At 45.4% G+C, this 15843-nt stretch carries 12 protein-coding genes; 3 read left to right on the top strand and 9 right to left on the bottom strand.

Features of this window, described 5'->3' with window-relative positions; translation table 11 throughout:
• Positions 1-81: 81 nt before the first annotated feature.
• A complete protein-coding gene (gene tnpC, locus ACOCLE_RS13640; protein WP_419532963.1) occupies positions 82-1587 on the bottom strand; it encodes an IS66 family transposase in 1506 nt (501 codons plus the stop codon).
• Positions 1588-1891: 304 nt separating this feature from the next.
• On the opposite strand from tnpC (ACOCLE_RS13640), the gene ACOCLE_RS13635 reads away from it, so the two are divergent.
• The gene (locus ACOCLE_RS13635) at positions 1892-2320 is read left to right on the top strand and encodes an NUMOD4 domain-containing protein (protein ID WP_419537139.1); all 429 of its coding nucleotides are present in this window, start codon (positions 1892-1894) and stop codon (positions 2318-2320) included.
• Here the strand turns inward: ACOCLE_RS13635 and ACOCLE_RS13630 are convergent.
• Positions 2310-3353 (bottom strand): transposase, encoded by a 1044-nt coding sequence (locus ACOCLE_RS13630; RefSeq protein ID WP_419533005.1) that lies wholly within the window; start codon positions 3351-3353, stop codon positions 2310-2312. The two genes, ACOCLE_RS13635 and ACOCLE_RS13630, sit on opposite strands and share 11 nt — an antisense overlap.
• Before the next feature lie 130 nt (positions 3354-3483).
• Here ACOCLE_RS13630 and ACOCLE_RS13625 point away from each other — a divergent pair, with 130 nt between their 5' ends.
• Entirely contained in the window at positions 3484-3807 is a 324-nt protein-coding gene (locus ACOCLE_RS13625; protein ID WP_419537138.1) for an HNH endonuclease, read from the top strand.
• A 19-nt stretch (positions 3808-3826) separates the two neighbouring features.
• On the opposite strand, the gene ACOCLE_RS13620 is transcribed toward ACOCLE_RS13625, so the two are convergent.
• From ACOCLE_RS13620 to ACOCLE_RS13595, 6 genes are all read right to left on the bottom strand, one after another.
• Positions 3827-5509, bottom strand: a complete 1683-nt coding sequence (locus tag ACOCLE_RS13620) for a DEAD/DEAH box helicase (RefSeq protein WP_419537137.1) — start codon at positions 5507-5509, stop codon at positions 3827-3829.
• Between the two features lie 21 nt (positions 5510-5530).
• Entirely contained in the window at positions 5531-7036 is a 1506-nt protein-coding gene (gene tnpC, locus ACOCLE_RS13615; RefSeq protein ID WP_419532963.1) for an IS66 family transposase, read from the bottom strand.
• 63 nt (positions 7037-7099) lie between these two features.
• Complete coding sequence (locus ACOCLE_RS13610; RefSeq protein ID WP_419537136.1) at positions 7100-9268, bottom strand: DNA/RNA helicase domain-containing protein; 2169 nt, start codon at positions 9266-9268, stop codon at positions 7100-7102.
• Positions 9268-11097: a DNA/RNA helicase domain-containing protein gene (locus ACOCLE_RS13605; RefSeq protein WP_419537135.1), complete on the bottom strand. Its 1830-nt coding sequence runs from the start codon at positions 11095-11097 to the stop codon at positions 9268-9270. The genes ACOCLE_RS13610 and ACOCLE_RS13605 overlap by 1 nt, the downstream gene beginning before the upstream one ends.
• Positions 11098-11276: 179 nt before the next feature.
• Complete coding sequence (locus ACOCLE_RS13600) at positions 11277-12365, bottom strand: tetratricopeptide repeat protein (protein ID WP_419537134.1); 1089 nt, start codon at positions 12363-12365, stop codon at positions 11277-11279.
• Positions 12356-13108 (bottom strand): hypothetical protein, encoded by a 753-nt coding sequence (locus ACOCLE_RS13595; protein ID WP_419537133.1) that lies wholly within the window; start codon positions 13106-13108, stop codon positions 12356-12358. Before ACOCLE_RS13595 ends, ACOCLE_RS13600 begins: the two co-directional genes overlap by 10 nt.
• A gap of 523 nt (positions 13109-13631) precedes the next feature.
• Here ACOCLE_RS13595 and ACOCLE_RS13590 point away from each other — a divergent pair.
• Positions 13632-14675, top strand: a complete 1044-nt coding sequence (locus ACOCLE_RS13590; protein WP_419533005.1) for a transposase — start codon at positions 13632-13634, stop codon at positions 14673-14675.
• A 791-nt stretch (positions 14676-15466) separates the two neighbouring features.
• Here ACOCLE_RS13590 and ACOCLE_RS13585 read toward each other — a convergent pair.
• Complete coding sequence (locus tag ACOCLE_RS13585) at positions 15467-15799, bottom strand: hypothetical protein (protein WP_419537132.1); 333 nt, start codon at positions 15797-15799, stop codon at positions 15467-15469.
• Between the last annotated feature and the right edge of the window lie 44 nt (positions 15800-15843).

Below are 15843 nucleotides of genomic sequence, written 5' to 3'. Positions count from 1 at the left end.
ATAAATTTCAGTGTTGATTTATGCTGGAAATACGTGACACCATTTTTCACTCAATGACAGAACAATTTAGATTTGACGTAACTATTCAGCACCCAGCAAAGGCGTATTGTTGTAATTTCGAACCGCTTTAAGAAGCGCCTGAAATATGTTCAACCCCTGCTTTTTAGCAGATGATAAATAGCTTCGGATTCGGGTAAACATGGTACCTCCGTCTTCGCTTCTGAAGCAGCCTGAGATCTTCTGCTTAAGTTTGGCCATCCTGGCATCACGTTCACTGCCATTGTTATCGAAGGGAATTGAAAAGTCCGACATGAAGCGCAACGTTTCAACCTTAAACTCAATAAGCCTTTTGAACAGGTTGTAGGCCTTGGTATTCCTGACCTTCTTACGTCCAAGCACCTGTCGTTGTTTTTCCATATAAGCGGTTTCCTTCGTGAGAGCCCTTTGAAGGATTTGGTCGTATATCGTCTCAATGCGAAGCTGTATTGCACCAGGCATTTGAGTCAGACCGGCTGCTTTGTATTTCTTGCAGAAGTGCCAGGAGAGCGTAAGCAATTTCATCAGCCGCAGAGCCAGCTTATTCGCATCCCTATCGACAACTCCCTGAAGCTCTCTCAGATGATGGGCATTACAAAGCACATGCACTGCCGCATAGGCAAAGTAGGACTTCCAATGATCGTGAACCAGAATGCCTGCAAAAGTCAGCAGGATGCCCATTGCATCCATTGCTTCACAACCTCGCCTTTCTGAGAGGTAGTAAAGCGTCCATTGGTCATCTCGCATAATGTGTAACCACCACAGTGAACCGTCAACCCGCATGCCAGTTTCATCCGCTCCTGCAACCGGACTTTCTTGTAAAGCATCGCGGATACTCTGCTCAGTAGAGGCCAGGTTCTCATGGGTATAGGCAACAAAATTGGCAACAGAGCCTGCGCTGACACTCATGCAATAAATAGTATTGAAATACTCAGACACCCGGTGATATGGGATGAAGTGATACTGGTTTAAATGAACAGCCATTGCCTGAGTCACTTCTCCGTATTGAGCAGCGGCTTTCACTCCTTGGGGAAACTCAGCGGTGTTCCGTTTACCACAAGGACATACTTTAACGTCTGCCCAGTACGCGGTAACTTCAAATTCTCCGGGTCTACCTGGATCAAAAACCTGTCGCTCAATGTATTTGGTGGGTTTAATATCGATAAGCGAAGACTGGCAACAGCAACATTTTTCAACCTTCAGATGCCTGACATAATCGGGTAAGGCGACACGTCTCAAACAAGAGCCTTGATGACCTTTCTGGCCACCTGGTTTATTGCCTGAAGATGGTCTAAGGCTTTTGGGGTTCGGTGTTTCCTGTGAGGAGCAGGGGGCTTCTTTGGAAGATGTATCACCTTTATCACTCCCTTTTTTACTGGGCTTTTGATAACCATCTGACGATGGTGGCTTACTACTGTTTTGACTGTTTTTATTAACCCTTTCTTCCAGTTCGCTGCAACGTTCCCGTAAAAGCGCATTCTCGGTCCGAAGCTCTTCATTCTCTTTAAGGAGAGCTTCGGTAAACGGAGTAGCTGGGAAGTCTGGTTCCATACTGGAGATTTGTTAGAAAAATTGAGTATAAGATGATGGTCGAAAAATCAGAAAATTCCAGATTTATATGAAGGGTGCTGAATAGTTACGATTTGACCTTCATGTACATCAGTTAAAAATCACTTTTAAGAAAACTGATACATCTATAACTTTAGTAGATGTCAAAACAGTAATAGTGACCATCAATTAAATGGCTGCGGTTCAAGTTCTAGACTGGTATTAAAATGTTCCAGTGGGCTTTTAGTTAAAGCATACGAACCTTATAATCTGACTCCTGACCATTTACGTTTAACGGTTATCATTTTTGCATATTACAGGATCTAATTCCGTACAATGGACCCCCATAAAAGGCTTTGAGACTCGTTATGAGCTTTCCAGCTCTGGTGATGTCAGAGTTGTGGCCACAGGTAAATTGCTGGCCAAACGTGTCGTAGGAAATAATGAGTCAGTACTTCTCTACAATGGCTCTAAGCATGCAGGTTATACGATAGCAAAGCTCCTTGAGTCTCACTTTGGGATATCCCGAAAAGTCAGCTCAGAAGTTTCTAACCTCGACGGGGAAGAATGGCGGGAAGTTCCTGGCTTTGAAGGCCTTTACTGGATATCAAGCAAGGGCCGTATCAAGAGTAGGAACGCAGGTGTTCGTGATAAAGAGTTATTGGTTAAGCCAACAAATCACATAAAGGGCGGCTACTCAGTTTCTCTGCATAAGAATATAGAACTTACGCATTGACAGCTCTGATAAAAGATGGTCTCAGCCAGTCTTTACCATCAGAGAAGCTCTTAATGAAGTCCCAAATAGCATCCTTGAGCGCATCATTCTTAACGCGATAGATGCTACTGAGAGATTCAGATACTTTCTTGGCCTGAAGGCAGGCATACCCAAAGATAGAGGCAAAAATATGGTTCCTGACCTGCTGCTTTCCTCTCACCTGAAAGCGCTCAATACTGCAGAGTTGTTTCAGCGCCCGGTGATACTCTTCGATCGCCCAATGGTGCAGGTGAAGTTCATTAAAGCCTACCTGTGGTGATACCTCTGATCCAGCATGGGGTGTGTAGACGACGTAATGGCGCAGCTCGTTTTTTAGCCGCGTCCGGTACAAACGCACAGAACCAAAATTACGTAGCCAAACGGTTATTCCCTCTTCAGGAATCTCCAGGCTCTGCACTTGTTGGTAGTCACCCTTTTGGATAGAAACAGTACGGTTGCTTTTAACGGCAAACATAAAACCCAGACCGTTGTTTTTCACAGTCTTCAGGTTTGCGGCACTGCTATACCAGGAATCCCCCGTAACAAATGCAGGTCGTAAGCCCCATACAAGTACTTCTTTCAGCATCTCGAGAAAATAATCATTTTTGGACTTTCCGTCCGCAGAGTCATAGATACGGAAATTGACAGGAAGGCTATAGCCTTTGATATCGGTGTAATAGAGCGTTATGAGATTAATGCCCTTGACGGCTTTATGATGCTTGCCCGAGTAATGATAGCCGATGAATGCCGTGTAGTTACTGTACGGCTTATCCAGCACCGTATCATCAACCGATAGCGTGCCCCCATCAAGAATCAGCCTTGCGGCTACTTCCATGAAAAGGTCATTGGGAGCAAAGTCTTCACGTTGTAGAAAACGGTTAACGCTGTGGTGTGACATATCTCCGATCTCACTAAGGCGAGTACAGGTTGCTGATTTCGGCTCACACAATAGAAACCCTGTATATTTCGGCAAATCACACCCAGCTGTTGTAGGTCTTGTTATCTTTCTACGCACGACGACATCCGCTATTTTTTGCTGATCTAGCAATTTTTACAGCTGCCTGTCAATGCGAAAGTCCTAGAATAATAAAAAATATACATATTCTCTCCACCGTTTGCTGGCGGAGGTGTTCATACCCAACCCTTTGAACAAACCCATGGTGATTCATTTAAACGGCAACAAAAAAGACTCCCGTCTTGAAAATCTAGTTTGGGTCAATAACTCAGAGAGCCAGAAAAATGCCATAGCTCTTGGTCTTAAAGAGCACATTATCGGTGAAGATAATGCCTGCAGTGTTGCTGTTTTGCAGCTGAACACCAGCACTGGAAAGGTGATTAAGCGCTGGGGCTGTATAACCGACGTTGAAAGAGAGCTTGGTATCTGGCACTCAAATATTGCGAAGGTCTGCCGAGGAAAGAGAGCATCGGCCGGTGGGTATGGCTGGCAGTATGAAAATGATGAGATCTAAATTTCAAACTGCCTGAATTTTAATGCCAGTCTATACCAATCTGGGGTTCTATATTTCCATGAATAAATACAACAACTTTTCGTTTAGCTCTACTCAGGGCCACATTCAACCGATTAGGTGAACATAGAAATTTCTCGTTGTCGCGGATATGAAAAAAATCACTACTGGTCATACTGATGATCACAAAATCCGCACCAAGTCCCTGCACCCTTTCAACAGAGTCAATGGCAGGAAATGTCCCATCCCATAACTGACGCAGACAAGATTTGATCACAGAAATCTGCTTGCGATATGGGGCTACGATGATTAATTCATCTGGGCTTCCACCAGATCTCAGGTAAGCAGATGCGAGTTTTGCAATAGCTTGAGCTTCCCCAGCGTTTTCTTGTTGGCAGTTGTCATCAGAAAACTGTGTCAGGTGATGTACCGACTTATCACTATTAATAACAGTGTGAATCCATGGCTCAATCTCTGCAGAAAGTGGCAGGCTCAGATCGCCGGATATCTTATTACTGGTCTTTAAAAACTCCTGACCATCTGCAGTCCGATAGTAGTTGCGTGAAATCAGGCTGCATATTTCGCTGTTCATTCTGTAACTTAAGTCCAACGCGACTATTGCATCAGGGTTTGATGACCGTATTGCAGAAAACAACGATTTTGAGCAAGAGTGGGATTCTAATTCTCCCTGAAATATTGGGGGCAGTTGAGCGTCATCACCGAAACAAACTACGGAACCTGCCCCGAAAGTACCCGTCAAAGCTCCATAGCTCAAGGGCAACTGTCCCGCTTCATCAACCAATATTATGTTAGGTGCAAAAGGAGAGGATCGCAGGCCAAGATTGGTAATCGCGGAATAAAAGGTCATTCCAACGACATTAGGCGCTATTTTCTTTTTTCGGCAATCACTGTTGAACTGCGCGATAGTCCGTGTATGCACTTTTTCGGACAATCCTGAAGACTTCAGCTTTTCACCAATCTTGAAAGCCTGGAGGTCAGGGCATGCTTCAGCAATGACAGAAAGCGCATTGTTCACTGCCTGGTGTGTTGGGGCTAATACGGCTATGCGCTGTTTCTTTTGAATAAACGCCTGGGTAACTGAAGCAAGCAGGCGAGTTTTTCCCGTGCCTGGAGGCCCTTGTACGGCTAACAGGCTCGGTTTCGCCAGAATTCGCTGAGCAGCCAAGAGTTGAGTGCTATTCAACTCCCGACCTTCGAGCAAGTTGATTGCTGCTGAAGCTGTCAGGCCTCCCAATCCTTTAGGCTTAATGGCTTTTTCGCCAAACAAAGTATCCCAAAATCCCTTTCCGGGGGCTCCGTCCCTCATTCCTTCCAAGGTGGCAATAACAGGTTCCAGAAGTTGATAGTGCACCACTCTTAACTGATAGGGCTGATCTTGTGGATAGGATTTCCCCAAATCTTTAATCAGAACGGTAATTTCGTCCTGAAGGTTTTCAATGACTGTACAGGCCTCCCATTTACCCGAGCGACAGAGTTCAACTCTATCTCCTGGCTTCACTCGGGAGTGATTGACTGAGCAGCTGAATAGCAGCTCATTACCATCCTGTTTTACCAGCGTCATTTCTGGAACCAGTAAGCCTTTTTCAACCTGAGTTTCTTCAGGCAGGTTTGTCAGCCGTCGAATTTCTTCTTCTGCATGGGCTTTTTCCTGAAGCACATAATCCAGTAACTCAGACGCGGCCATTAAGCACTTCCTTCAAGGTAACTATTCAGCACCCAGCAAAGGCGTATTGTTGTAATTTCGAACCGCTTTAAGAAGCGCCTGAAATATGTTCAACCCCTGCTTTTTAGCAGATGATAAATAGCTTCGGATTCGGGTAAACATGGTACCTCCGTCTTCGCTTCTGAAGCAGCCTGAGATCTTCTGCTTAAGTTTGGCCATCCTGGCATCACGTTCACTGCCATTGTTATCGAAGGGAATTGAAAAGTCCGACATGAAGCGCAACGTTTCAACCTTAAACTCAATAAGCCTTTTGAACAGGTTGTAGGCCTTGGTATTCCTGACCTTCTTACGTCCAAGCACCTGTCGTTGTTTTTCCATATAAGCGGTTTCCTTCGTGAGAGCCCTTTGAAGGATTTGGTCGTATATCGTCTCAATGCGAAGCTGTATTGCACCAGGCATTTGAGTCAGACCGGCTGCTTTGTATTTCTTGCAGAAGTGCCAGGAGAGCGTAAGCAATTTCATCAGCCGCAGAGCCAGCTTATTCGCATCCCTATCGACAACTCCCTGAAGCTCTCTCAGATGATGGGCATTACAAAGCACATGCACTGCCGCATAGGCAAAGTAGGACTTCCAATGATCGTGAACCAGAATGCCTGCAAAAGTCAGCAGGATGCCCATTGCATCCATTGCTTCACAACCTCGCCTTTCTGAGAGGTAGTAAAGCGTCCATTGGTCATCTCGCATAATGTGTAACCACCACAGTGAACCGTCAACCCGCATGCCAGTTTCATCCGCTCCTGCAACCGGACTTTCTTGTAAAGCATCGCGGATACTCTGCTCAGTAGAGGCCAGGTTCTCATGGGTATAGGCAACAAAATTGGCAACAGAGCCTGCGCTGACACTCATGCAATAAATAGTATTGAAATACTCAGACACCCGGTGATATGGGATGAAGTGATACTGGTTTAAATGAACAGCCATTGCCTGAGTCACTTCTCCGTATTGAGCAGCGGCTTTCACTCCTTGGGGAAACTCAGCGGTGTTCCGTTTACCACAAGGACATACTTTAACGTCTGCCCAGTACGCGGTAACTTCAAATTCTCCGGGTCTACCTGGATCAAAAACCTGTCGCTCAATGTATTTGGTGGGTTTAATATCGATAAGCGAAGACTGGCAACAGCAACATTTTTCAACCTTCAGATGCCTGACATAATCGGGTAAGGCGACACGTCTCAAACAAGAGCCTTGATGACCTTTCTGGCCACCTGGTTTATTGCCTGAAGATGGTCTAAGGCTTTTGGGGTTCGGTGTTTCCTGTGAGGAGCAGGGGGCTTCTTTGGAAGATGTATCACCTTTATCACTCCCTTTTTTACTGGGCTTTTGATAACCATCTGACGATGGTGGCTTACTACTGTTTTGACTGTTTTTATTAACCCTTTCTTCCAGTTCGCTGCAACGTTCCCGTAAAAGCGCATTCTCGGTCCGAAGCTCTTCATTCTCTTTAAGGAGAGCTTCGGTAAACGGAGTAGCTGGGAAGTCTGGTTCCATACTGGAGATTTGTTAGAAAAATTGAGTATAAGATGATGGTCGAAAAATCAGAAAATTCCAGATTTATATGAAGGGTGCTGAATAGTTACCCTTCAAGTAGTCCCGGGTCTCATCATCATGAGCGTATACATAGACACCTTTAACTGCCCTGGTCAGCAAAATTCGATAACCTCGGGCAACTCGCGAAAGTAGCTTCAGCTTTCCTTCGGCAATGCTGTCAATTTGAGCTTGGATAGCTTCCGGACTACCCCGTTTGCGGAGCTTCTGTCGGGCTGCCTTTCCTGAAACTTTCAATGCTGTTTCATGGACATTATCAAGCAGTAGTGTCCACTGGCCATTACGGCGAACTAGGTCATCCAGCCATAAAATACCCAAATAGTCGTATTCAAAACCTCGGACAACATATGGACAGCCAACTTCAGCCAGAGGGTTTGCCTCCATCATTGAACCAGGTGTTGCCTGGATATACATGGAGTAGTCTTCATTGGGAGCATAATTCCATGGGCGGCTCCAGGTTTTCTGGTTTCCGGAATCATCAGCGTACTGGAAGAAAAAGTCTTGATGCTCTGGTGGCAGATGGTGAATATTGCTCTCTTTTTTGGTAACCCATTTACGGGAGTAACTGGAAAGCAATCGAACACTATGACCATCTGCATGGTGTGCTTTTAATGTTTCATCCAATCCGTGCAGCGAATCAACCAGCTGAAATCCAAAAGCACCATTCGGGTTATCAGATGTAATCCGCCAGCTCACATCAATCTTATCTGGAATAGAGCTATCGAGCAGGCTGTCGACCCACAATTCATACTCCTTGGAGCCGCCACAACGGAATTGCTGGCCGGAAAGATCCACATGCTCTACTTCAGCATGAAACTCTTTTGCAAACCGCTCAAGATCCTGAACACTGGTTGTTTCGCTGTCCCTGTATGATTGTTCAGAGTCCAACAGGAAAACGCTGATCTGGGAGCTTCGAATGATATGGTATGCCTGTGGTCCGGCCTGTACACACCAGCCACTGGCAAAGCCAATGGAATGTCCATCCGGATTAATCAGGGCATGAGCTTCATCAACGATGGATAAAAAGTGGAGATTATCTGGAGAGCGTTTAACTTCCGGATAATGTTCATGAAAAATCTCAAGACACTCACGCCAATTTGCGTACTCCATTGCATTGCCTGTCTCTTCCCTCAGCTTGCTTACTTTGTTGCCTGAAAGCCCCGGGTTGAACTGATTGGAAGGCAGCACCATGCCTTTGGCATTTCTGTCATTACTGGTCGTCTCAAACGTCTGCTGCCAGTTGGCTTTTTGACTGCTTGATGTGGTGACAAAAACAATATTTCCCTGATCATTGAATTTTTGGGCAGCTTCCACCCAGGTATTGGCAGCCAGGGCAGATTTTCCAGAGCCTGGAGGGCCGTGAACAATAATGACCTTTTTCTCAGCAGAGGTCGCTTTATGACTCTCTATCGCCGACATCACAAGGTTAAAGCCCTTGCGCTGTTCATCCAGTAGCTCAAAAGGCGAGTCTGGATTATCTGCCATTGCTGCAGCTACTTGCCTCAGGATATTTCTATCCTGCTGGTATACCCCGCATTTAAAGTCTTCAGCAAAGGCTTCATCTGAATCGACGATACGCTCAGTGAGAAATGATCCCAGCAAGTTACCAGCATCACTGACATCAAACAGGGGATATTCAGTGGCCAGTTGCTCATTAGGTGATTGAAGATAAGGTGTCAGGTCTCCCTTACCGGTAAAAAATACGCAGCCATCGACTTTAGCCTGATGTTGCAGAACTGCCGAATGAAAACGCTGGCAGTATTGTGTGTAGCCTTTTGCCTGATCCGATGGGTGTAGGCGCTGCTGACCATGATGGGTAATCAGGCCTTCGTATTGACCTGGTTGATCCCCTGTCAGATCCCAGTCTTTTAATTCGATGATAACGACTCTTGGGTTACCTTCACTGTCTTTCCCCAATAGCAGGGCATCACACCATGCTGATGCGCCCGGTAGTTTATACTCCAGTGATAGGTGACCAAGATTCATGTGAACCCTACCAAGTGCCGGGTTGTCTTTTGTTGCATTGGCAAAAACAGTAGAAAGCTTTGGCAGGCTGCGTTGCCATGCTTCACGCTCTGAAGCCGTTGAGCGACCGGTTATGGACGCCAGTTCGTCGATCAAATCATTGAGGCTGTCAGAAACGAAATCGCAAAATTCATCTACAGTGATTAACACTAGGCATTACCGTCTTGAGATCTTATGCGAGACTTGAAATAGTCTCGGGTAACAGGGTCTACAAAGTAGACATAACAACCTTTCATACCACGGGACATCAACACCTTGTAGGTGTTTTTGATGTACCTGATGAAATGCTCTGGAGAGGATCTTTTAACTGGATTATCAAAGTTTTTTGATGAATCTCCAACCCAGTATTTATTGATGGGGTCGTATCGCAAGTCAGCACCAAAAATGATGCCGACATAGTCAAATTCGAAGCCTTGTGCGGTATAAATACAGCCTGCTTCATCCAGACCTTTGGCATTGAGAGCCCAGTTACGGCCATTAATATTCCAAAACTTTTGAAAGCTCCCAACCTTAATATCTTTAACCGGAGGATTAGCTTTTTGGTTCCAGTACCAACAATAACCGGCAAGATAACGGCTTTCGTACCCTTGATCTATTGTGGCCTGAAGTTTGGCCTCGAGGGCTTCAGGAGTATCAAAAACCTGGAAGTCAAACTCTTCTTCACCACTCCACCTTTTGTTCGCGGTAGGTTCAATATGCAGCGTGTTACTTAACCAGTTAACGAAAGCGTTAGAGCCTCCGCAGCGGAACTGTGCCTCCAGTTTTTCATGCCGACAGCCAACTTGATTTGCTTTTGCCTGCTCTTTGAAAAATGTGACGTTGCCTATTTCATTTGGTCTTACCGTTTGGTCATCATCCACAAATAGCACCAGTACACGACAAGAACTAAGCAGCTGTTGAAACTGTTCTCGTCCCTGATGAGGATTAGCTGGATCACCCCTCATACGATGGGCTTCATCACAAAGCAGGACGTCAATGCTTTTGGGGTGAGCTCTATTATAATTATTGAAATAGCGAATATACCCTCTGGATTCAGGGTCCAATACTTCCCACAGGGTTTCATTGATGGCTCTGGAGCCTGTTACATAGTTGGCCACTTGCCCAGAATTCATCAGTTCTGCCAGTGCGTGTAAAGCAACCACCGTCTTTCCTGTACCAGGACCGCCTTCAATCACTAAAACGATCTGACTATCCCCAGCCAAAGCATGTCGAACAGCAGCAAAAATCCGGTCATACACTTTCCTCTGTTCATCAAGCAGAACGTATCGTTCATTGTTATGAATGACCGAGGCAGCGTTAACCATCAGTTTTTTACTGGGGCGGTAGGAGCCTTCTACAATTTTATTGATGATCTGGCAGCCATTCCCCTGGCCTATATGATCTGTTAGATAACTGCAGAATTCGTCAATATTTGCTGTATGAAAAAGCTGGGACTGAGAAAGAATACCTGTGAACTTGGCATCCAAGAGAGGGTCGTTTTCTGTAACTTGGTAGTTATGCAGATATGCACAGGCAGTCAGGGTAACAGCCGAGTCACCATGAAATGATTCATGGGCATTATTCAGGTAGTCAAGGTAGTTTAATGCCTGAACAGAGGGGTGTAGGACATCGCGCATCTCACCATCCAGGTAAGTTTTTACTTCCTGTGGACAGTGCGCAGGTTCAGTTTTTTGCCATTGCTTTAACTCGACAATGACAGCATGCGCCTGCGCAACGCTATTCTCACCACATAGCATGACATCAATACGTTTGGATGTAAGGGGCAGCTGATATTCGAGCACGACACCGACATCATCAGGAAGACTGCTATCAGTGAGAACTGTTGCAAGAGCCTTTAAAGAGTTCTCCCAGCTCAGAAGTTCTCCCCGGTTGGGCTGTTCTTGATACTGTAACTTAAAGGTTTCTTCTAGCTCGGAGTACAACTCATTGGTCTTGGCTTTAGTGATAAATTCCCTTAATTCACCGGTATAGAGAGGCATTCCTGCATAGTTCCATTTTACTGAAAGTCAGGTAAATGGTACTAAGGTTTATTTTTTATTTGAATAATAAAATTACATGATATAGCAGTTAGAACTACTCTAATCTGCAGAGGAAGTATACGGTCAGAGACTGACAATAAAGAGGGACTCCCATCATTTGATGGGAGTGAAGTAGGTAGTTAGGGCATTAGGCTGTGCATTTGTTTTGCTGCTTTATACTCTTCTTTCAGATCGATACCCATATCAGAACCATCGGTACCCAGAACTTGTACGCAACCCACGTACATCATGCAGACCAACTGAAAACCAGAATAGTATTTGCCTGGAGTGGCATTCAGCGTATATTTTTGCTCAGGATCTTCCGTGTCAAAGCCAGACTGCCCTTTCATAGCGATCTCATAAAACAGAGCGTTTCTCTGTTCTTCAGAAAGGCTTTCATAGGTTGTCATGGCACTTTTCATGTACATGACCGCATCCATCCTTAAGCCACCCATCGATTGTTTGGTCTGGGCACTTTTTTCACTGGAAATTGCGGTTTTTCCCTCCTTCGCCTGTTGGGCTTGAGCCGATCCTGGAGCCAGGGTTATAACTTTGTCGAATTGAGCATTGGCTTCATCGTTTCTGCCAGCTTTTCGAAGCGCCTCTCCATAGCCGAGTTGAGTGGCTGGATCTTGTGGCCACATCGGAGCTAGGTTTTTATAAATTTGCAGAGCCTCATCGTTTCTGTCTTCAGCAGAATAAAGGCTGGCAACATTGCGTAAGGCAAACTGGTTAGAGGGCTCTATTTTCAGAGCATGCTCAAAGGCTTTAATGCCATTGGCTACCTTGCGTTGACGAGCATAAGCAACTCCAAGTGCAACATATACGTTGGGACCTACATCGCTTCCCTGTACGTCGATTAAGTGCTGCAGTCGTTCAATGGCTTTATCCAGCTGATTGAGGTCAGACAAAGCCATGGCTGAGTTATACAAAGCATTGCAATTGTCAGGATCTTGTCTTAATAGTTCATCACTAAGCTCAATACCATACTGCAGGTTGCCACCATTAAAAGCCTCAAGGATATTGTCTTCATTGGCCTGTGGGGAGATGACAACTTTTTCAGTATCTGCCCTGACTTCGACGTGATGACCAAGTGCTCGATATTTGGCTTTAAAGTAATCGACCACAGCAAAGCGTAGGTCGATTCCCTCCAGGTTCCGTTGATCTTCAGGCAGCTGAGAGCGGTCGAACTGCGCCAGAGAGATTACTACGTCACGATTCAGATCCACTGATGCAACTCCGTCATATTGATTTTATCGGCTGTTATTTCTACCAGCTCCAGATCATCAAGACCATCATATTCCCCCAACAACAATGGCCCTGCAATTTCTTTGGCAGGGCCCAGCAACCCAAGCGACTCAAAGGGTACCATCAGTGATTTGTTGTTTATGATGCTGGCCATACCAAAGCTTTCTGTAGCAGCTAATAAACGGTTCCAGCGAACTAATGGAGCAGGAAATCCAGTCTCTTTGAGAGATTGTAGGTTATTATTAATAGTTGCTTTTATAGCCTCCTGCTGTTGATCCCAAAGCTCTGCCTGGTATTTTTGAATTTCATAATGAACCGCAACACTGGGTAATGCGGAGCGCAGCTGGATAACCAGATTACCCGCAATATGCTGAGCAAATTGTTCCAGCTGATCAGCGGGAACTCGGTCTACCTGCTCAAGCTGTTCACTGATGACATCAATTGCTTTAGGGCTCAGCGTCACATCTTTAAGTGGTGACTTAATCTGGTATCTGCGGAGAATATGTCTCAACTGGACTGAAGCCAGAGCGTGACGAATAGAATTGTACTTTTGATTCACTTTCACCAGGTGCGCGGGCTGCGCTGATGATCTGGCAGTGACTTGAGTCGACAGCATGTCCCCAATGGATGAGTCCATAACGATCATGGCAGGCTTGCCCGATACCTTTTCAAGCTGCTGGGCAAGGAGCTTGACACTTGGGTGTGTGTCCAGGTCAAAGTTCATTTAGGAGCCTAAAGATATATGTAATAAATATTTGGAGCTGAGTTCTACCATATGGCGCCGGAAAGTTACAGTAGAACCGCTGAGAGGAGATTATTTAGTTCTATAGTTCTATAGTTCTATAGTTCTATAGTTCTATAGTTCTATAGTTCTATAGTTCTATTTATGAGGAGGTTTATTCACCATAAGCGGATTCTATTTTGTTGCCACAGTGGCCACACAGCATTTCCTCATCTTCATAGTTGACCTCACATCCGACAATCTCCCAGCCATCCCGACTGCCATGGCGGATTGAGTGCATACAGGAAGACAAGTTTTCTTGCACGCATTTGAAATGAAGTAACTCCCCATCACCTGCAATTAAATACAGTGGGTAGCCCCCAGGCCAGGTGTATTCGCCAGCACGCAGAGTGGCGCAGAGCTCATGCCCATTGGAAATCTGATTAAAGGTATAAGCGTATAGGACTTTCGCATTGACAGGCAGCTGTAAAAATTGCTAGATCAGCAAAAAATAGCGGATGTCGTCGTGCGTAGAAAGATAACAAGACCTACAACAGCTGGGTGTGATTTGCCGAAATATACAGGGTTTCTATTGTGTGAGCCGAAATCAGCAACCTGTACTCGCCTTAGTGAGATCGGAGATATGTCACACCACAGCGTTAACCGTTTTCTACAACGTGAAGACTTTGCTCCCAATGACCTTTTCATGGAAGTAGCCGCAAGGCTGATTCTTGATGGGGGCACGCTATCGGTTGATGATACGGTGCTGGATAAGCCGTACAGTAACTACACGGCATTCATCGGCTATCATTACTCGGGCAAGCATCATAAAGCCGTCAAGGGCATTAATCTCATAACGCTCTATTACACCGATATCAAAGGCTATAGCCTTCCTGTCAATTTCCGTATCTATGACTCTGCGGACGGAAAGTCCAAAAATGATTATTTTCTCGAGATGCTGAAAGAAGTACTTGTATGGGGCTTACGACCTGCATTTGTTACGGGGGATTCCTGGTATAGCAGTGCCGCAAACCTGAAGACTGTGAAAAACAACGGTCTGGGTTTTATGTTTGCCGTTAAAAGCAACCGTACTGTTTCTATCCAAAAGGGTGACTACCAACAAGTGCAGAGCCTGGAGATTCCTGAAGAGGGAATAACCGTTTGGCTACGTAATTTTGGTTCTGTGCGTTTGTACCGGACGCGGCTAAAAAACGAGCTGCGCCATTACGTCGTCTACACACCCCATGCTGGATCAGAGGTATCACCACAGGTAGGCTTTAATGAACTTCACCTGCACCATTGGGCGATCGAAGAGTATCACCGGGCGCTGAAACAACTCTGCAGTATTGAGCGCTTTCAGGTGAGAGGAAAGCAGCAGGTCAGGAACCATATTTTTGCCTCTATCTTTGGGTATGCCTGCCTTCAGGCCAAGAAAGTATCTGAATCTCTCAGTAGCATCTATCGCGTTAAGAATGATGCGCTCAAGGATGCTATTTGGGACTTCATTAAGAGCTTCTCTGATGGTAAAGACTGGCTGAGACCATCTTTTATCAGAGCTGTCAATGCGTAAGTTCTAGCGTATTTTTCTCTTATAACTTTGCTATCGGAGTTTCTGAACAAGTCACCATTGCTTGCAATGGTGAAGTTGGTATGAGGGCGCATTATGTTCTCGTCAACCTGCAAGGTTTATAGAATGAATGTGTTGAATGTGTTGAATGGGATTGTAATTATTAATCTTGACGTGAGTCTAATCATATTTGCCGGTGGCGGAGGGGCTGGGGAAAGAACTATAAGCCTGATTATAACGAAAGCGCGTTATAAACATTCTATTTTTTAGTATTGTTTGTTTGGGTTAGGCTTTTGATAAAATTCATGCCTAGTTAATTCATGTACCACCAAAGATGGATGCCTTTGGTGCATTGGGGAAAATTTGATAGTGACAGTAGCAGCATGTGTGAGAAGTGGTTTCTGTTGCGAGCAAAGTCCCTGCCCTTACGGAGCATGGGATGAACAGAATCACAGATGTAAACATTTACTGCACAACGATGATGGACGAGCGGAGTGTGGTAAGTATGATGAAATTATGCAACACCCTGAGCAAAAGTTGAGTCCAGCATTTGGGTATGGTTGTTGCTCAAGCCTGAATGAAAAGCGGGTTCGGATCATTAAAAAGTTTCATAGCGGAGTTACCCCTTCTGTGGAAATAGATGATTATATGTAACATCTAATGTTTGGCTCAGTGCAGATGAGTTAACAGTCAATCAGCGAAGCCCCAGACACTCAGTATTACTCAGTGGCTGGGGGGAACGAACTAAGCCAATAAAGTGGCAGTTTGGAAGATGATGTGTATATAAAGGTGGTTTAGCGAGCAGGCTGCATGGTGACATGCACTTCATTATTCAAAAACTGATACTCTCCCCGCTCTGGGTTACCATTGGCTTTCAGGGTCGCCATCTGGGGAAAATACCCCTCTTTTTTAAAAATGAAAATTTTTCCAGCTGCAGGAGTGAGCATAACATTGGCTGGTGTTACTCCCAGTTTCTTCTGTCCTGATGCTGTTTGCTCATAAACCGTGATGCCCTCAGGAGTACTGCGCAGTGCAACTTGCTGACCGGGTGAACTGCCAGATTCTGTCAGTGAACTACAACCGGCGGTAAGGATAATCAGGGGGAGGGTGAGCAGCAGTCTTTTCATAGTACAGAGTCCACATTGGCAGAAGGTTGATATTCTCTTTATCC

Origin of the sequence: Endozoicomonas sp. (genome assembly GCF_965196975.1) — a bacterium.
Lineage (GTDB): Bacteria > Pseudomonadota > Gammaproteobacteria > Pseudomonadales > Endozoicomonadaceae > Endozoicomonas.
The sequence above is the reverse complement of the archived record's forward strand: the minus strand, read 5'-3'. Positions and strand labels throughout refer to the sequence as shown.

Bases quoted from the DNA above. Each gene is read 5' to 3' on its own strand.
- tnpC (WP_419532963.1), bottom strand. From the start codon at position 1,587: ATGGAACCAGACTTCCCAGCTACTCCGTTTACCGAAGCTCTCCTTAAA.
- ACOCLE_RS13620 (WP_419537137.1), bottom strand. From the start codon at position 5,509: ATGGCCGCGTCTGAGTTACTGGATTATGTGCTTCAGGAAAAAGCCCAT.
- tnpC (WP_419532963.1), bottom strand. From the start codon at position 7,036: ATGGAACCAGACTTCCCAGCTACTCCGTTTACCGAAGCTCTCCTTAAA.
- ACOCLE_RS13605 (WP_419537135.1), bottom strand. From the start codon at position 11,097: ATGCCTCTCTATACCGGTGAATTAAGGGAATTTATCACTAAAGCCAAG.
- ACOCLE_RS13595 (WP_419537133.1), bottom strand. From the start codon at position 13,108: ATGAACTTTGACCTGGACACACACCCAAGTGTCAAGCTCCTTGCCCAG.
- ACOCLE_RS13585 (WP_419537132.1), bottom strand. From the start codon at position 15,799: ATGAAAAGACTGCTGCTCACCCTCCCCCTGATTATCCTTACCGCCGGT.